We start from the raw sequence: 22593 nt of genomic DNA, 5'->3' as shown, positions 1-22593 counted from the left end.
GCGTCATGGCCTGTGTGCTATAGATCGATCGCATTTCAACAGCCCGCGGCATCCTCGCCGCTTGAGGGGAGACCATGCCCAGTTCCGATGGCAGTAGTATCGCCGACCTTGCCGGGATCGTTGCCGTGCTTGTTCTCGTGGCCGCCAATGGATTTTTCGTCGCGGCTGAATTTTCTCTCGTCGCCGTCCGCCGCAGCCGGGTGGCGGAACTCGTCGCTATCGGGCGGATGAACGCCTCGGCCCTGCAGCGGGCGGTGGACAATCTCGATGCCAATCTGGCGGCGACCCAGCTCGGCATCACCATTTCTTCCCTCGCCCTCGGCTGGATCGGCGAGCCGGCGATCGCCCACCTGATCGCGCCGTTGCTCAGCGCGTTGCCGGGCTCGTTCGCCACCGCCGGCTCCCATGCCGTCGCCGTGGTCATCTCCTTCGTCATCATCACCACGCTGCACATCGTGCTCGGCGAGCTGGCGCCCAAAAGCCTGGCGCTCCAGCGCAGCGAGGGCACGGCGCTGTGGGTGGTCCGACCGCTTGGCCTGTTCCTATTCGTGCTGCGCCCGGCCATCGTCACTCTCAACGGCCTCGGCAATCTCGTCCTGAGGTTGGTGGGACTGCGTCCGGGGACGGGCGAGGATTCGCTCCACTCCCCCGAAGAGCTGAAGCTGCTGGTGACGGCGAGCCAGGAGGCGGGCCTGCTCCAGCACGCCCAGCAGGAGGTGGTCGAGCGCGTCCTGACCATCGGCACCCGGCCCATCGGGGACATCATGACGCCGCGCCGCGACGTGGAATGGGTCGATGCCGACGATCCCGAGGACGAGATCCTGCGCACCATTCGCGCCTGCCGGCACGAGCAGTTGCTGGTGGGGCGGGGAGACATAGACGAGCCGCTTGGCATGATCCTGAAGAAGGATCTCCTCGACCAGGTGCTGGATGGCAAGCCGCTCGACCCGCTGGCGGCCATGCGCGAGCCGGTTGTAGTCCAGGAGGGGACGCCGATCTTCCGCGTGCTGGAGCGGTTCAAGACGGCGCCGGTCCGTCTCGCCCTCATCATCGACGAATATGGCGGCCTCGACGGCATCGTCACCCAGACCGACCTCCTGGAGGCGATCGCCGGCGATCTTCCGGCTACCGAGGATGAGGAGCCGGACATCATCGCGCGGGACGATGGCTCCCTTCTGATCGACGGCATGATGCCGGCCCACGAGGCTTTTGAGCGCCTCGGCTTCCGCTCGCACGCCGGGGCTGGTGACTTCCACACCATCGCCGGTTTCGCCCTGGCGCGCCTCGGGCGCCTGCCTGAGACCGGAGAACAGTTCGAGCATGAGGGCTGGCGCTTCGAGATCGTCGACATGGACGGCCGGCGGATCGACAAGCTGCTCGCACAGCGGATCGCGCCGCCAGGCGTCTAGCCTGCGCTGCTACTGCTCTTCCGGCGGCCTGATGTGCCGGAAGGCCCAGAGCAGAGCGAAATCGTAGAGGATCTTCAGCACCCCACAGAGGATGAATGGCCATGCCTCATGGCCGGCGGCGAACAGGGCGCCGGCCAGCGCGGGGCTTAGGGCCGCCGCAAGGCTGCGCGGCACCGAGGTGATGCTGGCGGCGGCCGGACGCTCGGGTGGTGTTACCACCGCCATCACGTAGGACGAGCGGGTCGGAACATCCATCTGCGACAGAGCGGAGCGCACCAGCAGCAGGCCGAGCGCCACCTCGAGGCTTGGCACCACTGCGGCCAGGATCAGACATAGGCTGGAGGGAATGTGGGTGAACACCATGGTGTTCACGAGCCCGATGCGACGGGCAAGCCACGCCGCCACCGGGAAGGAAAAGGCGGACAGCACGCCGGAGACGAAGAAGAACGTGCCCGCCTCGGCGAGCGACAGGCCGAAGCGCGTGAACAGCCAGAGTGCGAGCAGCGACTGGACTGCGAGCCCGCCGGCAAACGCATCGATGGAGAACAACGCCGCAAGCCGGTAGACGATGCCGCGCGACGGACCGAGCGCCGCAGCAGGCCTGTCCTCGACAGCGGGTGCGCGCGGGATGCGAGCATAGAAGAGCCCGCCGGCCACGCCCAGCAGCGCATAGAGCGCGAACATGGCTTGCAGTGCGCCGAGGCGCGAGAGGCCGAACTGCGCCATCAGGTCCGGGCTCATGGCCGCCAGCGCGCCCACCGCGGCGGCGAGGGCCCCCACCAGGCTGTAGCGCGCGAAGGCCGAAGTCCGAGCCTTATCCGACACCAGATGGGACAGCGTCGCGTGCTCGATGGGCACGAAGATGCTCACCGAGCCGGACGACGGGTTGATGGTGCCGCAGAAGGCCACCAGCAGCACGGCCCCGTAGCTTGCCGACTGGGTGAAGGCGAGCCCCGTCGTCACCATGAGCCCCGACGCGGCGATCAGCAGCGTGCGCCGGTCGATGCGATGGCCAAGGAGGCCGATGGCGAGCGTCATCAGCGCCGAGCCGAACAGCGCGGTGGTCGCCACCACGCCGATCTCGAATGCGCCGAGCCCGAGCGCCGAGAGATAGACCGGCAGGAGAACGGCGACGAAGCCGTCGCCGAAATCCCTGAGCGCCCGCGCGGCATAGAGGGACGAGACGGGAGAGAACAGGCCTTCATCTTCGGCCGCCGGATTGTTCAGGGCTCGGGGCACCGCACCAATTCCTCTTCAGGCCGCAGCCGGATACGTCGCGCTCTTTCCGCCGGCCCAGGCATAGAGGGCATCGTAGATGACGAAACCACGCTTCAAGAGGTCGTGGTCGTCCGGCGTCACCTCGCGCAGGCCCTTGGAGATGGCGAGCAGGCCCGCCGACTGGGGCGTGAGGTCCGGGCGGCCGGTGTCGGCGCCGCGCACGATGTCGGCGAGGGTGGCAATCGCCGGGTCACGATCGAGCCCGTACTTTGCGACGAAGGCGTCGAAGCTGCATTTGTCTCCCACATGGCCGAGTTCGACGCCGGGCACATCGAAGGGCGTTGCCCCGATCTCCTCTGCCAATCGGATCACCTCGTCCGGCGGGGCGAAGACAAATTCCGGCGCCTCGTCGATGAAGCGCATGATCAGCCAGGGGCAGGCGATACGGTCGATGACCGGGCGGGCGCGGGTGATCCATTTCATGGGCAGTCTCCTATTGGATGCTTCAATCGCGGCTTTGATGCCTCTCCACGACGGCGTCGAGGGTTTCTTCCCCCTTGTCTCCTCGGAGCCGGATCGTTGCGCCGGACATCCAGACTTCGTAGCAATCAAGCGTGGCACTGGTCGGATTCGACATGCAGAGCCTGCCTTTCCGGATTTCCCAGACCCCGCTCCACGTGCGACCCATTTCATCGCTCAGGAGCTTGCCATCCGGGCGGAGATAGCTTGCCCAATGCGAGGAATCGGTGATGTCCTTGCCGACGACCCGGGCCCGAATGTCCTTCTCGCCCAGCAGCTTGAAGTCGGCCTGCGCATGTGCGGCCGATCCATGAGCCAGTGTGATCACGACCACGGTGCCAGTGATCGCCAGCGCGCAAGCCGGCCATTTCATGATGCGTTTCCTGATCGAGCCCAAAAGGGCAGTAGTGGTGCCGGCACACGGCGCCGGCGCCGGATGCCATTGCGAGAGGCGAGATTCACCCGCCCGGTAAGAACCGGTCAGTGTTGTCCGGCGGGCGGGCGGAGGATGCCTTCGTCAATCACAGGGTGACCAGGCTGGCGAAGCTGTACCGACTTGCCTGAAATCCAGACCTCGTAGCAGCGCGTCTCCTCATCCTTCCATTCGAGACAGAGGCTGTCCCCATCGAGCCGCCAGCGCCCCGTGCGTTTCAGCCCCATCGAAGCCGAGGAAAGCGTTCCGTCGCGGCGATAAAGATCGACCCAGTGCACCTCGTCGGTGAACTCCATTCCGGAGAACGCGGCCCGGATCCGCGCCCCCTTGAGCTGCCGGAAGGCGTCGCCGGCATATGACGGGCCTATGCCGACGAAGACGGCCAGCAGGAGCCCGGCAGTTGCGGCCCACGCCGGAATTGGGGCCCGGGGGCTCTCGACACGAGATCCACTCTGCCCCCTCATGGCTTCGCTCCATCGGCCAGCGGCATGATCTCGATCCGGTCGAAGCGGGTCACGCTGTCCGCCTTGGTCCACAGGGCAACCTGACCTGGCGTCGAGAAGGTCTCGTCCCGCGCGTCGATCAGCACCGTGCCGTCGAAGGAGGCGATGAACCGGCTCCCCTGCGCCCAAAGCGACAGGGTATGCCACGCGCCGGCCGTGACCTTGACGTTCGCCCCCGCCAGTTCCTCGCGCCAGCCATCCGTCACACGGTAGAAGCGCACATTGTCCTCGAGCGCGTTGGCCCGGGCGAGATAATAGTTCCGGGCATCCTGGAGCCGGAGCGCTACGCCGCCGGCCCGATCGACCGCTCCGGAAACCGCCTTGAACCGGATGCGGACCTCAAGGTCGCCCGGAAAGGTCGGCGTGTAGATGGCGAGGGGGAAGCGGTTGTCAGTCCTGTCCTCGCTCAACTGGGCCAAGGCCCGGTTGCCTTCGGCCGAGGCGTCCTCGACCACGGCCCAGCGGCCGGGCATGCCACTCCCCGTCAGCGCGGAGACGAATGCCTGGGGGAGAGCGTCAGGCTGCGCGCCGGCGAAGGTGATCGTCTCGGCGGAAGCCGGGCCAGTCACCGCGGCAAGCGCTAGTGCCGATGCGATCACTGTGCGCAGGGTCACGGGCCCTTCCTTCGGCATGGGCACGTGGGTGGTCCATTTCATGATGTGCTCCTCCCGTCGCTGCGAGTGAACGGGACGGTCGGCCCGCCGATGGCGTGCCAGGCGGCGATCCCGCCGCGGAGCATGCGCGCATCGAGGCCACGGCGGCGGAGTTCGGCAACGGCATCGCCGCTGACCTGGAAGCCGTAGAGGCAATAGACGACGATCGGCTTGTCCCTGGGCAGGGCGTCGGCCCAATCGGCGATGGTCTCCGGGGCGCGCAGGAGCGCGCCTGGCAGCATGTCGCTGCGCTTCGGTAGATCCTCGGCGAGGCAGACATCGAGCACGAGGAGATCTTCCCGCCGATCGAGGCGGCCGAGCAGGTCCTCGGGAGCAACGCCGTCGTCGCCCGTCGCTGGCTCGATCCACGGCACCTCGGATCGCCGCTCGGCCAGGCGCCGGAAACGCGCGCCGACCCGCTCCCAATGGATGTTCCTCATGAAGGCGTCCACATACGCCCCCGCCTTGGCCCCGAAATCGAGGTGGTAGGCGTGCTCGTACATGTCGAGCGCCAGGACCGGCACGCTGCCGGCGAGGCAGTTCGTGTGGTCCGCCGCCCATTGGATCATGAGGCGCTGGTGGCGCTCCGACCAGGCGAGCAAGGTCCAGCCCGAACCGCCCGCCTGCGCCTTGGCGCAAGCCGTGAATCGGGCACGCCAGCTGGCGACGCTGCCGAAGTCCCGCTCCAGGGCCGCGGCGAGATCACCGGCCGCATCCCCCGAACCGCCGAGCCCGTCGAAATAGATCTCGTGCAGGATCGCCGAATTGGCCGCGACGAGCTCCTCCCGCTTCAGGCCGTTGATGTCGAAGACCGGAGCCGCCCCCCAGTCCAGCTCGTCTAGTCGGTGCTCGATGGCGTTCAGGCGTCGGACGGCACCGCCGTAATTGTTCTCGTAGTGGCTCGCCAACAGCCGCTCGGAGAGTCCGTCGAGGCGGGGCGGCTTGAAGGGCAATGGTTGGATCCGGTGCATGGCGTCCTCGCTCAGGGCACGCGACGCGACGAACGCTACGCTCCGATAAAAATTGATACAAGTGTTGCATTCTAAATTTCCAGTGATACGATTTTTCCATGAGCGAAGAGAGCGCCACCCCCGAGCAGCTTTGGCTGCTGCTGATCCACCAGCTCCCGACCAAGCCGGCCTACTTCCGCGTGAAGATCTGGCGGCGGCTGCAGGGCATCGGAGCGGTGGCTGTGAAGAGCTCGGTCTATGCGTTGCCGGCGTCGGCCGAGACACAGGAGGATTTCCAGTGGCTCGTGAAGGAGATCGCAGCCGGAGGCGGCGAGGCGATGGTCTGCGAGGCGAAGCTCGTGGACGGCCTGACCGACGCCCAGGTGAGAGCCCTGTTCGATGCGGCGCGGGACACGGACTATGGCGCGATCTCGGAAGAGGCCCGCGGCATCGACGCCGCGCTCGATGCGGACGCCGGCGCCGAGAGGCGGGCCGAGGCGCGGTCCCAGACCGGCCGCCTGCGACGGCGGCTCGCGGACATCGCCTCCATCGATTTTTTTGGCTCTACCGGTCGCATCGTCGCCGAAGGCCTCATCGCTGCCCTCGAGGCCCGAACCGCGGAGGACGCACCCATGGCATCGCCGTCTGCCGCCCTGCCGGCCGTTTCCGATCCTCTCGCCGCCCTCAAGGGGCACGTGTGGGTGACGCGGCGCGACGTGCATGTGGACCGCATTGCCTGCGGCTGGCTGATCCGCCGCTTCATCGACCCCGATGCCCAGATCCGCTTTGCCCCCGGTAAAGGCTATGTGCCGAAGCCCGGAGAACTGCGCTTCGACATGTTCGAGGGTGAGATCACCCACGAGGGGGACCGCTGCAGCTTCGAGGTGCTGCTCGGCCGCACCGGCCTTGCTGATCCCGCTTTGCAGGCGGTCGGAGAGATCGTCCACGACATCGATCTCAAGGACAGCAAGTTCGGCCGCGAGGAGGCCGGCGGCATATCGAGCCTCATTGCCGGCATTGCCTTGAGCGAGCCGGATGACGCCCAGCGCCTCGTCAAGGGCGCCGGGGTGCTCGACACGCTCTACGACTATTTCCGCGCCCGGCGCCCCTAGCGCCGCGCGAAAACCCAGGGAGAGACATCATGGCCAATCTGGACGGCGCCCGAGCGGTGCCGGCCCTGAGCCCGGCTGTGCCGGATCAGGACCTCAACGACGCACCCCCTCAGACCGCTCCTGCGGGGCACGGCATCTCGTTCGGCGAGGCCTGCCGCGTCTGGGCACGCGTCGCCGCCTTGAGCTTCGGCGGCCCGGCGGGGCAGATCGCCATGATGCATCGCATCATCGTGGAGGAGAAACGCTGGATCGGCGAGGAGCGCTTCCTGCACGCCCTCAACTACTGCACCCTCCTGCCCGGTCCCGAGGGGCAGCAGCTCGCCACCTATATCGGCTGGCTGCTCCACCGCACCAAGGGCGGGCTCGTCGCCGGCACCCTGTTCGTGCTGCCCGGCATGGTCGCCATCATGGCGCTGAGCTGGATCTATGTGCTGTTCGGTCACGTGCTCGCGGTTGAGGCTCTGTTCTTCGGTCTCAAGGCTGCGGTGCTGGCCATCGTGCTGGAAGCCGTGTCCCGCGTCGGCAAGCGAGCACTGAGGAACAACGTGATGCTGGCGCTGGCAGCCAGTGCCTTCGTCGCCTTGTTCGTGTTCCAGGTGCCGTTTCCCCTGGTGGTGCTCGCCGCCGGCATCATCGGTTATCTCGGGGGCCGGGCCGGGCTCGCGGCATTCCAGCCGGGCAAGGGGCATGCGAAGTTCGGTGCGACGCAGGTGGCCGATGCCGACACGGCTCTCGGCGAGGAGGTGCCGGATCACGCTCGCCCGCCGGCCAGCTGGTCTCTGAAGATCGGCGCCATCTTCCTCGCGCTCTGGCTGGTGCCGGTGGCGGCGCTGGTGCTGCTGCTCGGCCCCGGCAATGCGTTCAGCGACATTGCGGTGTTCTTCTCCAAGATGGCGGTGGTCACCTTCGGTGGCGCCTATGCGGTGCTGGCCTATGTGGCCCAGCAGGCGGTGGACACCTATGGCTGGCTGAAGCCCGGTGAGATGCTGGACGGCCTCGGCATGGCCGAGACGACGCCGGCCGGTGATCATGGTAGTGCAGTTTGTTGGCTTCCTCGGCGCCTATCGCGATCCGGGCAGCCTGCCACCTCTCCTGGCCGGCACCCTCGGCGGGTTGCTCACCACCTGGGTGACCTTCGTGCCCTGCTTCCTGTGGATCTTCATCGGCGCGCCCTATGTGGAGACCCTGCGCAGCAACAAGGCTTTGTCTGCCGCGCTGGCCGCGATCACGGCGGCGGTCGTGGGCGTGATCCTTAACCTCGCGGTCTGGTTCGCCATGCACGTGCTCTTCCGGGAGATGACCACTCTGGACGCGCTTGGGCTGAGCCTGGACGTGCCAGCGCTCTCTTCGATCCGGCCGGCATCCTTGCTCCTCGCGCTGACCGCCATCATCGCCATCTTCCGCTTCCATCTCGGAGTGCTGACGGTGCTCGCGGGCTGCTCGATGCTGGGGCTTGTCTATGGGCTCCTGGGCGGTTTGGGGTAGCTCTATGCTGCTCCGAGGGGACGCGAATGGCGCGGTCTCAACTTGCACTTGGGAGCCAAGGGGAACGTCCGGAATTGGCGTGCAAGCGAAGGACCGCCATTGGCGCACTCCAGAGGTAATGGCAGCATCGCCCTCTCTCGCGTCAATGCGGCGGGATGCCATCCATCGGAGCGACGCGTTTTGGGGCGTGGAGGTTGAGCCCCTCATCCGCGCGATCGAGAGTGAGAGGTTGGACCGGATTTCCGCGACGGGTTGAGGGCAGGGAGAGAAGCTCCCGGCGGCCGTCGTGGAGTTTGGTCCCATGACTGAGGTTCAGGTTTTAGATGCGGGCCGGGAAGCGGCCGGCGGTTACAAGGTGGATGCGAGCCGCGGCGAGCGGAACGGCCGTGTGTCCTCCGAGTGGTTTTCCCGGCCTGCGGACGAGCGCTATCTGTCCCTGTCTGAGCTGTATGGCGCGGTGCGCGGCCGGTCCGACCGGAGCCGGACGCGCACCGTGGAGAGCGCGGCTATTCGCGTCGAGGCGAGCCGGGAGGCTCCGGACCGGCTGATGCTCGCGCTGCCGGGGGCGGAGGCTCCTGTTGCCCCGACCCATTGGAGCTTCGGCCAGCTCGCGAGCCTCATCGGCGCGCCCGCTGCCTATCTGCGTCAGCTTCCGGCTCCGCTCGCCGGCATCAATCTGCAGCACGGCCTGCTCGCGCATCGCGCTGAGCAGGTCAAGACGCTGGAGGTGGAAGACGGCCGCGTCGAACTCCGGGCAGTGACCGGCCCTGACTACGGCCGCATCTATGACCATGAACTGGTGGACGCCGTGCGCCGCATCGCCGGCAACGGCACCGGCGACACCCGCTGGAAGGTACCCGGTCTGCTCAACTGGTCGACCGGCATCTACAATCCCAACGTCGACATCACGAAGGACACCACCACGCTCTACGCCTCGGACCGGGACGTGTTCCTGTTCCTGGTCGACGATCTCAATCCCATCGAGGCCGGGCGGTTGCCTGATGGCTCCCCGGACCTCTTCTTCCGAGGCTTCTATTGCTGGAACTCGGAGGTGGGTGCGAAGACGCTGGGGATCGCCAGCTTTTATCTCAGGGCGGTCTGCCAGAACCGCAACCTCTGGGGCGTCGAGGATTTCGAGGAGATCACCATCCGACACTCGAAGTATGCCGCATCCCGCTTCGCCCATCAGGCCGCGCCGGCCCTGGAGCGCTTCGCCAACTCCTCTCCTATGCCCTTCGTCAACGGCATCAAGGCCGCACGCGAGCGCATCGTGGCGCGCACAGACGAGGACCGTACCGAGTTCCTGCGCAGCAAGGGCTTCTCCAAGGCCGAGACGCAGAAGGTCATCGACACCGTCCTCGCCGAAGAGGGGAGGAAGCCCGAAAGCGTCTTCGACTTCGTGCAGGGCATCACCGCGGTGGCGCGGGACAAGGCGCACCAGGACGCCCGCCTCGATCTGGAGCCGGCGAAGAAGCTGCTCGATCGCGCCTCCTGAGATCCGCAATGCCGGAGATGCGGAATGTCGTGTCTCCGGCTTCGTGCGGTCCCGGCATTCCGGATCATCGGTTCTGCGGCGCCGTCCTCAGAGGCAGAGGGCGGCGCCGTGCTTCGTGACGGGTGGAAGCCAAAGAGAGGTTCTCGGCCGCCCGTCGCGGAGCAATATCTCATGGCCACGACCGTTCAGAAGATCACCCTTTCGTCCTCCCGCGACATCCCCTTCAACAGGCTGGTGCTCAGCCAGTCCAACGTCCGCCGGGTGAAGGCGGGCGTCTCCATCGAGGAACTCGCCGAGGACATCGCCCGACGGGGCCTGCTCCAGGGCCTCAATGTCCGCGCCGTGGTCGATGCCGATGGCGTCGAGACCGGCATGTATGAGATCCCGGCCGGCGGGCGGCGCTATCGGGCGCTGGAACTGCTGGTGAAGCGCAAGCGCCTCGCCAGGACCGCGCCGATCCCCTGCATTGTCCGTGAGGGCGGCATCCCAGAGGAAGATTCGCTGGCCGAGAATGTCCAGCGCGCCCCTCTCCATCCCCTCGACCAGTTCCGCGCCTTCCTCGCCTTGCGGGAGAAGGGCCAGTCGGAAGAGGAGATCGCCGCGGCCTTCTTCGTCTCGGTGGCAGTGGTGAAGCAGCGGCTGAAGCTTGCATCGCTTTCCCCGAAGCTCCTCGACGCCTATGCCGAGGATGGCCTCACCCTTGACCAGCTCATGGCCTTCACCGTGTCGGGCGATCATGAGCGGCAGGAGCAGGTGCTGGAGCGTCTCGCCCAGGCTTACGACAAGCAGCCCTATGTCATCCGGCGCATGCTGACGGAGGGCGCGGTGCGGGCATCCGACAAGCGGGCCCGCTTCATCGGCATCGAGGCCTACGAGATGGCCGGCGGCACGGTGCTGCGCGACCTGTTCCAGGGGGATGACGGTGGCTGGCTGCAGGATGTGACCCTCGTCGACCGGATGGTGGCGGACAAGCTTGTTGCCGAGGCCGATGGGATCCGAGGCGAAGGCTGGAAGTGGATCGAAGTGGCGCCGGACTTCGCCTATGGCCACACCTATGGCCTGCGCCAGCTGCGGGGTGAGCCGACGCCCCTGACCGAAGAGGAGGAAGCTGCGCGGGTGACCGCCCGAGCGGAATACGATCGCCTCTCCGAAGAGCATGCCGATGCCGACGAACTCCCCCCGGAGGTGGATGCCCGGCTCGGTGAGCTTGAAGCGATGCTGGAGGTCTTCGAGACGCGGCCCCTCACGTTCGATCCGACGGAGGTCGCCAGGGCCGGCGCCTTCGTCAGCATCGCGCAGGATGGCAAGCTCCGGGTGGAGCGGGGCTATGTCCGCCCGGAGGATGAAGTGCCGGTCGAAGAAGTGCATGACACTTCCACCGAGACCGAAGTCTCCACCGATGCGCTCTCGTCCCCTCGCCAGGAGGCGGTAGCGTCCGATACTCGTGCCGTGTCCGAAGAAGAAGACGGCCTCACGTCCATCTCCGACCGGCTGCTCACGGAGCTGACCACCCATCGCACCCTTGGTCTGCGCCATGCGCTCGGCGAACAGCCCGATGTCGCCTTCCTCGCCGCGGTCCATGCCCTGACGCTGAAGGCTTTCTACGCCTATGGCTCGGACAGCTGCCTTGAGCTCGATCTCAAGAGCGTCTCGTTCAATGCCCAGGCGCCGGGCCTCAATGACAGCGTCTCCGCCGAGTCCATTCGTGTCCGGCATGAGAGCTGGGCCAAGGCTCTGCCGAAGGAGCCGGGCACGCTCTGGGACACCTTGAGCGGGTGGGACCACGACAGCCGGGCCGCACTGTTGGCCCATGTGGTGAGTCTCTCGGTCAATGCCATGCACGAGGCGTGGAACCGGCGTCCGCGCGCCTTTGCCCATGCCGACCGGCTGGCGCAGGCGGTGTCGCTCGACATGGCGGCGGCCGGGTGGAAGCCCACCGTGGACACCTTCCTGGGCCGGGTCACCAAGGCCCGCATCCTGCAGGCGGTGACCGAGGCCAAGGGCGAACGCGCGGCCGAGCGGATCGCCCACCTCAAGAAGGGCGACATGGCGCGGGAGGCAGAAGCACTCCTTGCCGACAGCGGCTGGCTCCCGGAGGCGCTGCGGACCCAGCCCTCCGACACCACCGGCGAAGAGACGGCGGAGAAGGACGGCGAAACGCCATGGCCGACAGCGAGGACCTCGCCGACACTGAGGAGCCCGAAGCGATCTCCTCCTCGATCGCTGCCGAATAATCCTCCCCGGGCAATCTGGCCCGCCGCCTGTGGCTCCGCGATCCCCCCTATCGCATGGCCCGGACGGCGGGCCATTTTCTTGGAGCGTCCCCATGACGGATGCTGCGCACGATCTCGCCCGGCGGCTGGGGCGGCAGGCGGAGGCAGTCTGCCGCCATTATCTCTCCGCGGGTCGCCGCCAGGGGCACTATTGGCAGGTGGGCGATGTTCGTAACACGCCCGGGCGCTCCATGTTCGTGCGGCTGCGAGACAGCGCGAATGGCCCTGCCGGAAAATGGACCGATGCGGCCACGGGGGAGCACGGTGATCTCCTCGACGTCATCCGGGAGAGCCAGGGCCTGTCCAGCTTCGCCGACGTGCTCGCCGAGGCTCAAGCATTTCTGCGCCTTCCACCAATCTCACGAGACGCGGAAGCTCCCCATGGCGGAAAGCAATGTTCTTCACGTGATCCGGTCACCTCGGCACGACGGCTCTTTGCAGCCGCGCAGCCGATTCCGGGCACAATCGTGGAGACGTATCTGCGGAACCGCGGCATCACGGCTCTGCACGAAACCGGAAGCTTGCGCTTTCATCCTCGCTGCTTCTATCGCCCGGCTACGCACGGGCCCATTCAACCCCTGCCGGCTATGATCGCAGCCGTTACCGATCTCAGGGAACGGGTCATGGGCATCCACCGGACATGGCTCGCTCCCGATGGGTCGGACAAGGCGGGCATCGCCACGCCCCGGCGCGCCATGGGGCACCTGCTCGGGCACGCGGTTCGTTTCGGTAGTACGGACGATGTGATGGCCGCCGGCGAGGGCATCGAGACCATCCTCTCCCTCCGCTGTGTGCTGCCTAACCTCCCGATGGCGGCGGCGCTCTCTGCCGCGCACCTCGTCGCAATCGCCTTTCCGCCAGGGCTGCGGCGGCTCTACATCGCTCGCGACAATGATACGGCCGGGGACAGGGCGCGGGACAGCCTCATCGCACGAGCGGCTTTCGCCGGAATTGAGGCGATCGTGCTCTCACCAGCTCTCGGAGACTTCAACGAGGATCTGCGCGTCTTTGGTGTCGATACGGTCCGGGCCAGTATTCGAGGTCAGATCGCACCCGAGGACGTTACCTGCTTCATGATGCTGCGCCGGGAATCCAGGGCGCGGTGAAGCGGACTCGCTCTCGCCCTGCGCGTGAATGTTTCCCCGTCATCGGAAAGGTCCCCAGTCAGGCCTTCCAGAGGGCGATCGGCCGGCAGTCGTCCCGGACCGGCAATGGCTCCGGCCGGTGATTTTCCGTCGCCGGTGTTTCCCTACGACGCAGGCGTCGCAGGGCCCCGACACGCGGCGTTCCATCGCGAAGCAAAATCCCCGGCCTCCGCCATCCTCCGCTCGCGCTCCGGCCCCGCGCGTCCCGCGGGGTGCAGGTCCGTCCCGCCCGCCGGGTTCGTCGCCATGAAGGCCGCAAGGCTGCGGTCCAACCGACGGAGCCTCCCATGAGCGCAGAGCACGACGAACCCCACGCCTCTTCTCCCACCGATCACCTGCTGCAGGAACTTCAGCTCTACGGCTACCGCCCCTTCGAGGACGAACCCGATCCCCGGCCCCTTCCCGAGGCCGACCGCATCACCGGCGCCATCGCCGACGTCTTCGATGCTCTCATCGCGACGCTTCAGGATACCCGCCTGGAGCCCGACCTTCCCGATCTCCTGTGGTCGACGGTCCAACTCTTCCACCGTGCCGCCGGCCGGATCTCCGGTGCGCTCGACGACAACGAGCAGGATCAGCGCCGTAGCCAGCAGGAGCAGGACGGCAGCGAGGTGCGCTCGGTGGAACTGGAACGTCTGATCATCGAGGGGCAGAGCCTCATGGAGCGCCGCGATGCCTTCGAGCTGATGCGGGATGAAGCCGCCGATGCCTTCGAGCGGCACACCGGCTCAGCCTGGCGCCCGCGCTCCGGATCGCTGGTGAACCATCGGCATCTCACCGCCGCTCTCATCGACAGCCGCGACTTCCTCACCGCCCGCAGGCGGTCGGAGACCGAGGTGCTGATGCCCGCAGGTCCGAAGATAGCCTTCTCCGGAGGCGACACGGTGGACCACAGGCTCATCTGGGCGAAGCTCGATCAGGTCCGCGCGAAGCACCCGGACATGGTGCTGCTGCACGGTGGCTCACCCAAGGGTGCCGAAAGGATCGCCGCCTGCTGGGCCGATGCCCGCAAAGTACCGCAGGTCGCCTTCAAGCCGGACTGGACGCGCCACGCCAAGGCCGCTCCCTTCAAGCGCAACGACCAGATGCTCTCGGTCATGCCCATCGGGGTCATCATCTTCCCCGGCACGGGCATCCAGGACAATCTCGCCGACAAGGCCCGCAAGCTCGGCATCCCGGTCTATCGGTTCGGGTCGGGCGGCGCATGAGCGCTGCCGTTCCTCCCACTTGGGAATTGGATTTCACGCAGCCTTATCGCTTTTCACGAGAATGCGGTTCCCGTCATCGATTTTCAGCGGACAGGCGAGCGGGACCAACACCCATCACGGGTGGAGCTCAACGCGCCTCCTGAGCCTGACCATGCAGGCAAATGGCTGCACCCGGTGCTCTTCGAGCAAGAGGCCACCCCCGCTTTCCTGCGCAGATCCTTAGGTGCCGGCCGAGGGCCTGGTGCCATCAACCCTCAAGGGGTCGGCTACGCACAGCGTGCCGCCGCTCCCGCTTCGCGATCGCGGTGATCGCGGCCCACGGCCGGACCCATCGGGCGCCTGTCAGCGGGGGATGGTCCTCCGCTTCGAGCAGGAGCCGGACCCCATGTCCTCCACCGATGCACAGGCCTTCGCCTTCAGCCTCGCCAAGACCCTGATGGTCGTCATCGTGATCTTCCGTGCCGGAGACGGCAGCCTGTCGGTCGTTCCTACCGACGAGTTCGATGGCGATGCCTCCCAGATCGTCTGGGAGATTGATCCCTTCGCCAGATAACGGAGGGCGTCCCGAATATTCCGAGCTCAAGGATTCCGGGAGACTTCTTCGGTTGCTATGCTGGTTGTCGCGCCGCGGTGGTGGTGGAGGCGCGACCGCCCCAGCTTTGCGGAGCCACCACCATGATCATTCCCGTTATCATCATCGCCTGCATTGCCGCGGGCCTGTTCTGTTGGCTGCTGTTCGAGCTCGCGACCCTGGCACTCCCCGTCATCATGGGGATCTCGGCGGCAAGTTGGGCCTATCAGCGCGGTGCAGGCGCCATTGGGGCTGTCGTTCTAGGGACCGCCGCCGCCCTCCTTGTCTTCGGCGCCGGTCACTTCCTGATCCTGATGACCCGCTCCCTTTGGGCAAGAGCGATCGTCGCGGTCGCGTTCGTGATCCCGGCCATGGTCTGCGGCTACTGCGTCACCTTCGGCATCGTTCGCTACTTCGTGCCGTCAAACATCTGGCAGGCCGCCTTCGCCGCAATAGGTGCGGTGGCGGTTGGCATTGCGGCGTTCAAGCGGGTCACGAAGGTGCCGGCGCCCGCCCAAACAGCCGGGTCTCCTTCGCGCGCCCAGGCCCAGCTCCCAGGAGAGTATCAGTAGCTCCGGAGGCCCGCCCATTTCGTCCTGGAGCCATTGCGACGAGGGGCTGTGAAGCGCGGGAGCGTTGGTGACCAGCGATTTTCCCCAGCCGAAACGAGGGACAGGCGGTGCCCTACCACGCGCTTACTCTCCGGGCCTCGGAAGCGACCGGTTCAGCATCTGGATCGCGACGAAGGCTCGCCATGCCACCAGCCACCGGGACTTACGCCGAAGTTTCCGTTCCCTCTCTTATGGCACCGACAGCGGCTATCCTCTCCGTCTCGCCTCCGTCATCGCCCGCTCCGTACGGCCTCTCTGATGGGCGGATCTGGCCGCAGGACGGCTGCGCCTCGACCGCCTATGCCGCAACGGCGCATCCCGACTTTCTTCCCCTGGACGACCACCCCTTCGGGGGCCCGGATCGCCCATTCCGCGCGGAACAAGAAAGTCGCTATTGCGCCGTCCTCCGCTGTGCTGCGGCCCCGAGCACCACCATGCGCCAAGCGCGCCGGGGACCCCGGTGGGTGCGGCGTCGGTCGCCTGTGGCCCTTCGATCGCCATCGAGGCTGCAACGGTGCGGGCTCGGAAACGGAAAACGGAGATCGACAATGGCCACCATCGGCACCTTCAAGAAGACCGGCGCGAACGAGTTCACCGGCGAGATCGTCACCCTCAGCGTCCAGGCCAAGGGCGTGCGCATTGTCCCCGACCTGCGCGCCAACGGCGAGAACGCTCCCAGCCACCGGATCCTGGTGGGCCGGATCGAGATCGGCGCCGCCTGGTCCAAGCGCTCCAGCGAGGGCCGCGACTATCTGGGCCTCAAGCTCGACGATCCGAGCTTCAACGCCCCGATCTACGCCAACCTCTTCGACGACGAGGACGGCGACACCTTCTCGCTGATCTGGTCCCGCCCCAGCGGGCGACGCGGCGAGTGAGCCGCCCAACGCCCCGGCCGGCTCCGGCCGGGGCTTTCCCGCGGTTCAGTCCTTGCCGTCCGCACGCACCAACTCCTCGTGGCTGACGCCCAAGGCCTGGGCCAGCTCGTACAGGGTGATGACGGTGGGGTTTCGCCGACCGCGCTCCAGGCCGCTGATGTATTGCTGACTGAAGCCGGAGCGCGCTTCCACGTCCTCCTGGGTCAGGCCCTTCTCCTGACGCAGGCGCGCGAAATTCCGGCCGACCAGCTTGCGCATGTCCATGCGCAGACGGATCGCAATTTACACCCTTGGGTCTTATCAACTATAATATGTATTTGTGTGGCCCGAATGGTTTGGAGCGCCCGGCCGCATTGGCTTGGCGCACTTTCAAAGTGTGCGCTCGCGCACCCATCGTGCCTCAGCTAAAACCGCCGATGACGCTGGGCATGAACAGGCGGGGAGACATGACCGAGGCGTTCGAGGACAACGCACCGACCGGGCCCGAGCTTTCGGACTACGACCGGGCGCACATCAGGCTCTATGCGCGCCTTCTGGACGCGACGGCGGATGGCGCCGGCTGGGAGGAGATCGCCGCGGTGCTGTTCGGCATCGACGCGGCGCGGGAGCCCGAACGCGCCCGTCATGTCCATGACAGCCATCTTGCCCGCGCCCGTTGGGTGGCGGCCGGCGGCTTCAAAGACCTGCTCCGCCGCCCAGCCTGAGGCGGCAGGGGTGATGCCGCCAGCGCATCACGCGATGCCCTCCGGCGAACTTCCCAGACCCTGCTCAATCCCAGATTGTCCTTGCACGACACGCACGCCACTGATGCGGAGCCGAGGGAATGAAGCCGGACACATCGCATTGGCGGGACAACGCCAGCTACGATTACTTCGACGACCTGTCCGTCGAAGGCCTCGCCTGGGAATGCCTGCGCCGGGACGAAGCCTATCAGGGTCATTACCAGTCCATCGTGACCACCGGCACCGACACCGAGCCGCTCCCCCGGGAGGTGGAGCAGCGTTGGGGGCTGCGATTTCGCGGCACGGCCATCTCAAAGCGCCGTGGAGCAGACCGTTCTGTGGTCGGCCCGCGTCAATCCGGCCGTCGTGCTTCTCGGCCCCTCTCCCGATTTCGAGCCTGATACGCAGACGATCGTATTCGATAGCATCTCTACGGTCAGAGAGAGCGCCGAGGCGTATACGCCGTCGTTGGTCGTGCCGATCAGGCGTTCCAGCTTCTTTTCCTGCCGGGCAGTCGTCGTGACACTCCGATGGCCGCGCTCATCCCGCTGGACGCGGACATGATGGGGCGGGTGGAGGTGCTGACCCGTTTCTGGCGCATGGTCGAAGGTCGACCGGCGCTCACTGACACCCGCTTCACCGCACAGCAGCGGCGGCGTCTGCGCACCATGATGCTGGCCGCCGATGGACGCGCTGACGGCGCCAGCTATCGCGACATCGCCTTCGCGCTGTACGGCGAGAGGCGCGTTATCTCCGAGCCCTGGAAAACCTCGTCGCTGCGCGACCAGGTCATCGGTCTCGTGAAGGGCGGCCGCGCCCTGATCGGCGGCGGCTATCTCAAGCTCCTGCATCATCGCCGACGACCATAGCTTCATCCCCGCTGGCTCAGGGGTGGGGATTTTACGCCCCTCAACTTCCCCATCCCCCACGACGGGTGCCCTTCGCCACCGTGATCGCCATCCGCCGCTGACGCCCAGCGGTCCGAGATCGCTCACGGAGGTTCGACCCATGCGTCCCGACGCTGTCCTGCTGCCGCCGCGCTATCTGCGCACCAAGGAAGCTGCCGTCTTTCTCAGCCTGTCGCCCCGGACGCTCGAGAAGCACCGCACCTACGGGACCGGTCCCGCCTATCGCAAGCTCGGCGGGCGCGTCGTCTATTCCGTCGAGGACCTGCAGGCCTGGGTCGCCCGCGGTGCGGTCACCTCCACCTCCGATCCCCGCGGCACCGTCCTGCCAGCGAAGCGTCATTCGATGTCCGGCGTTCTGCCGGGCAGCCTCGCGCGCTGAGCGGCCATTTCGTCATGGCAGCACCGCACCGCTCTCCTCAGCCCGGCAGACAGCTTGAGCTGTTCCGCGCGCTCCCGGGCGTATTCGCGCCCCGCGATGCGCAGGATCTCATGGCCTACCCCTTCTTTTCCCTGGCCAAGACCCACCGGGTCGTCCCCATCGATTTTGCGGCGGGCGACATCGCCATCCGGGTCGAGGCGGTGCCCGACCACGGCATGGCGACCATCTGGGATGCCGACATCCTGATCTGGGCGGCCAGCCAGATCGTCGAAGCGCGCGACGCCGGTCTGCGCACGTCGCGCTTCATGGCAGCCACGCCCTACGAAATCCTCAGGTTCGTGGGGCGCGGCACCTCGCTCCGGGACTACCAGCGCCTGAAGGCCGCACTCGACCGGCTGCAGTCCACCACCGTGTCCACCTCCATCCGCCAGCGGGCGGAGGGGCGGCGTCACCGCTTCTCCTGGATCAACGAATGGAAGGAGCGCATGGACCACGACGGCAGGCCCGCCGGCATCGAGCTCATCGTCCCCGACTGGTTCTATTGCGCCATCGTCGAGGACGCGCTCGTCCTCACCATCGACCGGGCGTATTTCGCGCTGACGGGCGGGCTCGACCGCTGGCTCTATCGGCTTGTGCGCAAGCATGGCGGTCATCAACCCGACGGCTGGCGCTTCGACTTCCATCACCTCCACCTGAAATCCGGCAGCCTATCGCCCTTCAAGCGGTTCGCCTTCGAGCTCCGGGACATCATCCGCCGCCAGCCTTTGCCCGGCTACACCCTGTTCCTGGAGCTCACGGGCGCGCCCGCACGCTGCTCGCCTTCGAGCCGGCCTGTGGACAGACTGTGGATTGTCTCGTGCCATCAGGAACCCCAAGGCACGTGCCATCAGGAACCGCACCCTCGTGCTATCGGGAACCGAAACCCGACTTAAATCCATGCACCGAAAATGAAAATCGCGCCCTTAACTTAGAGTCTAACGTAGATTCTAACTTTTCTGCGCGCGAAGCCGATGTGAATAGCCGCTCCGCAGCGGCCTCGCTCGAGGATGAGCACGGTCAGGCTTTCCGTAAAGACGCGATTCTGGTCGGAAAATCCCTCGTAGCTGCGTCCGGTCGGTCGGGAACGCCCCGATGATCGTCGCTCTGCTCAACCAGAAGGGCGGTGTCGGCAAGACGACGCTCGCTTTACACCTCGCCGGCGCGTGGGCGAGCCGCGGCCTGCGCGTCACCCTCATCGATGCCGATCCGCAGGGCTCTGCTCTCGACTGGTCGCAGCAACGCAGCCGCGAGGGTCTGCCGCGCCTGTTCGGCATCGTCGGCCTCGCCCGCGACACGCTGCACCGGGAAGCTCCCGAGCTGGCGCGGGACGCCGACATGATCGTCATCGACGGCCCGCCCCGCGTCGCCGGCCTGATGCGCTCGGCCCTGCTCGCGGCCGACCTGGTGCTGATCCCGGTTCAGCCGTCTCCGCTTGATGGCTGGGCCTCGGCCGAGATGCTCGCTCTCCTGAATGAGGCCCGCATCTATCGGCCGGAGCTCGCCGCACGGTTCGTGCTGAACCGGTGCGGTGCCCGCACGGTGCTCGCTCGTGAGACCGCCGAGACGCTGGCGGATCACGATCCGCCTGTGCTCGCCACCACCATCGGCCAGCGCGTCGCCTTCGCCATGTCAGCGCAGTCCGGACGGCTTGTCGGTGAGCTCGACGCCGGCGGGCCGGCGGTGCAGGAGGTGACGGCCCTCGCGGCGGAGATTGACCACCTCGCCGGTCCGGGATCTGCGCCATGAGCACACGACCCACCCGCCAGGGCTTTGCCGCCCGGCCGGCCGATCCAGAGCACTGGATCAAGGCCGCGGAAATGAAGCCGTCGAGCGACGGTGCCTTCACCGCGCGGCTCACCATCGACGTCACGCCTGACCTGCGCGGGCGCATCAAGATTGCCGCCTTCGGCCGCGGCCAGACCGTCGCGGACATGCTCCGCGATCTCCTCGCCCGCGAGTTTCCTCCCACCTCAGGAGATGCGTCATGACCGGCTCGTCCGTGTCGTCCTGCGTGCCCCGCACAGTCGCCCCGGCGCCGGCTGCGCCAACCGCCGACCCGCTCACCCATGTGGAACTGACCTGGATCGAGAAGCGCATCGAGAACTGGATCCGCTTCGGCCGGCCAGTCCATGCGCAGACACTCGACCGCAGCCGCCGCATCGTATCGTTCGCGCCGAACTCCATCTTCGCCTTTGTCCGCTGGGCGGCGAACGACTTTGGCACCGTGGTGTCGCGCATCGACATCGTGCGCGCGGTCGCACCGGGAGAGGCCTACCAGACGCTGCCCTTCGTACGCCCCGGCGGAGAAATCCTGCTGCGCGCCGACGGCTGGCCGAAGGTGGAGAAGGTGCTCCAGCACATGGATGCCGTCGACACCCTCGGCATCCATGGCGCGGACGTGGCACCGGACCATTGGCGCCATGTCCACAACCGCCTGGTAGCCGGTCACATGCCGCGCGCGTACTCGGTCGAGCACCACGAGGCATGGCTCAAGCGCCGGGAGTGCGAGGCATGACCCGCTTCGGCTATGTGATGGTCACGTACTTCTCGGTGATGGGGGTCGCGGCCGCTTCGTTCATTCCGACACCGCTGAAGCTGGTGTGGAACGTCTCCGCCAGCGCGCCCATCGGGCTCTACGCTATCGAGCCGGCGCGCAGGCTCGAGGTTACGGACCTCCTCGCTATCAAGCCGCCGGCTGCGCTCGCCCGCTTCCTGGTGGAGCGCGGCTATGTGGGCACCGGCGTGCCGCTGATGAAACGCGTGGCGGCGCTCCCCGGGCAGGAGGTCTGCCGCAGGGAGCGCATCATCACCGTGGATGGCGTGGCCTACGGCGAGGCGCTGGAGCGTGACCGCATGGGCCGTCCACTGCCGGTCTGGCGCGGCTGCCGGCGCGTCGCCGAAGGAGAACTCTTCCTCATGAACTTCGACGTGCCCGACAGCCTAGACGGGCGTTACTTCGGACCGCTTCCGGCCAGCACCGTCATCGGCCGCGCCATGCCGATCTACACCGACGAGGCGGGCAACAGCCACTTCGTCTGGCGCGCGCCGACGCGTTGAGCGCGATCCGTCCCTCCACCTTCATGAGCTTCGCGAGAACGCCATGCCGCGGACCAGATTGACTTCGCCTGTCGCCCGCCGGTTTCTCAAGTTGCGTGGAAGCCGCCGTGCCGCCGTCATCCTTCTCCTTTCCGGGATGCCCTTGAGCTGGGCGACGGCTACACTCGCGACGGACGCTCCGGCAACACAGAAATCCCCGTCTCCCATCGATCGCTACGCCGATCTCATCGCGGAAGCCGCGGAGCGCTTCGACATACCCGCCCCCTGGATCCGCTCTGTACTGCGCGCGGAGAGTGACGGGGACGCGCGCTCGACGTCGCCCAGGGGCGCCATGGGGCTGATGCAGATCATGCCCGAGACCTGGGGCGAACTGCGCATCCATTACGGCCTCGGCGACGATCCTTTCGATCCCCATGACAACATCATGGCCGGGGCCGCCTATCTGCGGGAGCTGTTCGATCGCTACGGCAATCCCGGCTTCCTTGCCGCCTATAATGCGGGGCCTGGCCGCTATGAGGCCTCGCGAAAGGGGCGTGCCCTGCCACCGGAGACGCGCGCCTATGTCGATAAGCTCGCGCCGGACATCGCGCGCGGCGAGGCCGAGCCGTCTGCACTGAAGTCGCCCGCTCCGCCGGCGGTCGAGACACCGTCCTGGGTTCAAGCTCCGATCTTCGCAATACAGCTGGAGCGCACGTCGACCGTAGATCCGGTGTCAACGGATTACGCTCGGCCGACACCTGATGTGCACGACGTCTCGGCAATCGCTCCGCACGCGGAAGGCCTCTTCGTCGCGCGCGCCGGCTCCGGAGGTGCGCGATGATCACGAACAGACGCATTCGCACCCTGTCGGGCTTTCTGCTGTTCGAGCGAACGGCGGGACGGAAGGGCTGGGAAACGACCGTTCGATTGCCGCCCGTAATCGGCAGGACGGTTCCCCGCCGAAGAGCGCGCCACCAACAGCTTCGCCGCCCGGTAAAATCTCCCGCGTTACGCAACGCAGGAGGCGGGTGATGGACTTCTTTTGCGGG

Annotated in this window: 25 protein-coding genes and 2 pseudogenes; 20 read left to right on the top strand and 7 right to left on the bottom strand. The window is 66.8% G+C overall.

Annotation, left to right across the window (positions count from 1 at the left end):
• Positions 1 to 74: 74 nt before the first annotated feature.
• Positions 75 to 1409, top strand: a complete 1335-nt coding sequence (locus tag AC2W7M_RS01715; protein ID WP_486129555.1) for a hemolysin family protein — start codon at positions 75 to 77, stop codon at positions 1407 to 1409.
• A 9-nt stretch (positions 1410 to 1418) separates the two neighbouring features.
• Here AC2W7M_RS01715 and AC2W7M_RS01710 read toward each other — a convergent pair whose 3' ends face one another.
• The 6 genes from AC2W7M_RS01710 to AC2W7M_RS01685 all read right to left on the bottom strand — a co-directional run bounded on the left by AC2W7M_RS01710 (position 1419) and on the right by AC2W7M_RS01685 (position 5706).
• Positions 1419 to 2648: an MFS transporter gene (locus tag AC2W7M_RS01710; RefSeq protein ID WP_486129553.1), complete on the bottom strand. Its 1230-nt coding sequence runs from the start codon at positions 2646 to 2648 to the stop codon at positions 1419 to 1421.
• 15 nt (positions 2649 to 2663) lie between these two features.
• Positions 2664 to 3110 (bottom strand): chromate resistance protein ChrB domain-containing protein, encoded by a 447-nt coding sequence (locus AC2W7M_RS01705; protein WP_486129551.1) that lies wholly within the window; start codon positions 3108 to 3110, stop codon positions 2664 to 2666.
• Positions 3111 to 3132: 22 nt separating this feature from the next.
• Entirely contained in the window at positions 3133 to 3519 is a 387-nt protein-coding gene (locus AC2W7M_RS01700) for a hypothetical protein (protein ID WP_486129549.1), read from the bottom strand.
• A 107-nt stretch (positions 3520 to 3626) separates the two neighbouring features.
• Positions 3627 to 4043, bottom strand: coding sequence for a hypothetical protein (locus AC2W7M_RS01695; protein WP_486129547.1), 417 nt, complete (start codon positions 4041 to 4043; stop codon positions 3627 to 3629).
• On the bottom strand, positions 4040 to 4738 hold the full coding sequence (locus tag AC2W7M_RS01690) for a hypothetical protein (RefSeq protein WP_486129545.1): 699 nt from the start codon (positions 4736 to 4738) through the stop codon (positions 4040 to 4042). The genes AC2W7M_RS01695 and AC2W7M_RS01690 overlap by 4 nt, the downstream gene beginning before the upstream one ends.
• The gene (locus tag AC2W7M_RS01685) at positions 4735 to 5706 is read right to left on the bottom strand and encodes a Fe-Mn family superoxide dismutase (RefSeq protein ID WP_486129543.1); all 972 of its coding nucleotides are present in this window, start codon (positions 5704 to 5706) and stop codon (positions 4735 to 4737) included. The genes AC2W7M_RS01690 and AC2W7M_RS01685 overlap by 4 nt, the downstream gene beginning before the upstream one ends.
• Positions 5707 to 5804: 98 nt before the next feature.
• Between AC2W7M_RS01685 and AC2W7M_RS01680 the strand changes: the two genes are divergently transcribed.
• The 9 genes and pseudogenes from AC2W7M_RS01680 (at position 5805) to AC2W7M_RS01640 (ending at position 16460) form a co-directional block, all read left to right on the top strand.
• Positions 5805 to 6797 (top strand): chromate resistance protein ChrB domain-containing protein, encoded by a 993-nt coding sequence (locus AC2W7M_RS01680; protein WP_486129541.1) that lies wholly within the window; start codon positions 5805 to 5807, stop codon positions 6795 to 6797.
• Positions 6798 to 6874: 77 nt separating this feature from the next.
• Positions 6875 to 8282: pseudogene (gene chrA, locus AC2W7M_RS01675) on the top strand (chromate efflux transporter).
• 301 nt (positions 8283 to 8583) lie between these two features.
• Positions 8584 to 9777 (top strand): DUF932 domain-containing protein, encoded by a 1194-nt coding sequence (locus AC2W7M_RS01670; protein WP_486129540.1) that lies wholly within the window; start codon positions 8584 to 8586, stop codon positions 9775 to 9777.
• A 171-nt stretch (positions 9778 to 9948) separates the two neighbouring features.
• Positions 9949 to 12225, top strand: a complete 2277-nt coding sequence (locus tag AC2W7M_RS01665) for a ParB/RepB/Spo0J family partition protein (RefSeq protein WP_486129539.1) — start codon at positions 9949 to 9951, stop codon at positions 12223 to 12225.
• Positions 12137 to 13156, top strand: a complete 1020-nt coding sequence (locus tag AC2W7M_RS01660; protein WP_486129588.1) for a DUF7146 domain-containing protein — start codon at positions 12137 to 12139, stop codon at positions 13154 to 13156. Before AC2W7M_RS01665 ends, AC2W7M_RS01660 begins: the two co-directional genes overlap by 89 nt.
• A 326-nt stretch (positions 13157 to 13482) precedes the next feature.
• Positions 13483 to 14403, top strand: a complete 921-nt coding sequence (locus tag AC2W7M_RS01655; protein WP_486129538.1) for a DUF2493 domain-containing protein — start codon at positions 13483 to 13485, stop codon at positions 14401 to 14403.
• A gap of 385 nt (positions 14404 to 14788) precedes the next feature.
• Positions 14789 to 14956 carry a hypothetical protein gene (locus AC2W7M_RS01650; RefSeq protein ID WP_486129537.1) on the top strand — a complete coding sequence of 56 codons (168 nt, stop codon included), beginning with the start codon at positions 14789 to 14791 and terminating at the stop codon, positions 14954 to 14956.
• 122 nt (positions 14957 to 15078) lie between these two features.
• Positions 15079 to 15546, top strand: coding sequence for a hypothetical protein (locus AC2W7M_RS01645; protein WP_486129536.1), 468 nt, complete (start codon positions 15079 to 15081; stop codon positions 15544 to 15546).
• 587 nt (positions 15547 to 16133) lie between these two features.
• Positions 16134 to 16460: a DUF736 domain-containing protein gene (locus tag AC2W7M_RS01640; RefSeq protein ID WP_486129535.1), complete on the top strand. Its 327-nt coding sequence runs from the start codon at positions 16134 to 16136 to the stop codon at positions 16458 to 16460.
• A 45-nt stretch (positions 16461 to 16505) separates the two neighbouring features.
• Here AC2W7M_RS01640 and AC2W7M_RS01635 read toward each other — a convergent pair whose 3' ends face one another.
• Positions 16506 to 16724, bottom strand: a complete 219-nt coding sequence (locus AC2W7M_RS01635; protein WP_393986146.1) for a helix-turn-helix domain-containing protein — start codon at positions 16722 to 16724, stop codon at positions 16506 to 16508.
• Between the two features lie 182 nt (positions 16725 to 16906).
• Here AC2W7M_RS01635 and AC2W7M_RS01630 point away from each other — a divergent pair, with 182 nt between their 5' ends.
• The 10 genes and pseudogenes from AC2W7M_RS01630 (at position 16907) to AC2W7M_RS01585 (ending at position 22385) form a co-directional block, all read left to right on the top strand.
• Positions 16907 to 17164: a DNA -binding domain-containing protein gene (locus AC2W7M_RS01630; RefSeq protein ID WP_486129534.1), complete on the top strand. Its 258-nt coding sequence runs from the start codon at positions 16907 to 16909 to the stop codon at positions 17162 to 17164.
• A 119-nt stretch (positions 17165 to 17283) separates the two neighbouring features.
• Positions 17284 to 17583, top strand: a complete 300-nt coding sequence (locus AC2W7M_RS01625) for a transcriptional regulator domain-containing protein (protein WP_486129533.1) — start codon at positions 17284 to 17286, stop codon at positions 17581 to 17583.
• Positions 17584 to 17712: 129 nt separating this feature from the next.
• Positions 17713 to 18051, top strand: a complete 339-nt coding sequence (locus tag AC2W7M_RS01620; RefSeq protein WP_486129532.1) for a DUF2285 domain-containing protein — start codon at positions 17713 to 17715, stop codon at positions 18049 to 18051.
• 139 nt (positions 18052 to 18190) lie between these two features.
• Positions 18191 to 18469, top strand: a complete 279-nt coding sequence (locus AC2W7M_RS01615; RefSeq protein WP_486129531.1) for a helix-turn-helix transcriptional regulator — start codon at positions 18191 to 18193, stop codon at positions 18467 to 18469.
• A 14-nt stretch (positions 18470 to 18483) separates the two neighbouring features.
• Positions 18484 to 19604: pseudogene (locus tag AC2W7M_RS01610) on the top strand (replication initiator protein A).
• A complete protein-coding gene (parA, locus tag AC2W7M_RS01605) occupies positions 19601 to 20254 on the top strand; it encodes a ParA family partition ATPase (RefSeq protein WP_486129530.1) in 654 nt (217 codons plus the stop codon). Before AC2W7M_RS01610 ends, parA begins: the two are co-directional and overlap by 4 nt.
• Positions 20251 to 20496 (top strand): hypothetical protein, encoded by a 246-nt coding sequence (locus AC2W7M_RS01600; protein ID WP_486129529.1) that lies wholly within the window; start codon positions 20251 to 20253, stop codon positions 20494 to 20496. Before parA ends, AC2W7M_RS01600 begins: the two co-directional genes overlap by 4 nt.
• Positions 20493 to 21023 (top strand): DUF2840 domain-containing protein, encoded by a 531-nt coding sequence (locus AC2W7M_RS01595; protein WP_486129528.1) that lies wholly within the window; start codon positions 20493 to 20495, stop codon positions 21021 to 21023. Before AC2W7M_RS01600 ends, AC2W7M_RS01595 begins: the two co-directional genes overlap by 4 nt.
• Positions 21020 to 21565, top strand: coding sequence for a S26 family signal peptidase (locus AC2W7M_RS01590; RefSeq protein ID WP_486129527.1), 546 nt, complete (start codon positions 21020 to 21022; stop codon positions 21563 to 21565). The genes AC2W7M_RS01595 and AC2W7M_RS01590 overlap by 4 nt, the downstream gene beginning before the upstream one ends.
• Positions 21566 to 21608: 43 nt before the next feature.
• Complete coding sequence (locus AC2W7M_RS01585) at positions 21609 to 22385, top strand: lytic transglycosylase domain-containing protein (protein ID WP_486129526.1); 777 nt, start codon at positions 21609 to 21611, stop codon at positions 22383 to 22385.
• The last annotated feature ends 208 nt before the right edge of the window (positions 22386 to 22593 follow it).

It is taken from the genome of Xanthobacter sp. BG11Y11_SDJG, from assembly GCF_057364445.1.
This window is presented reverse-complemented; position numbering and strand designations above follow the sequence as displayed.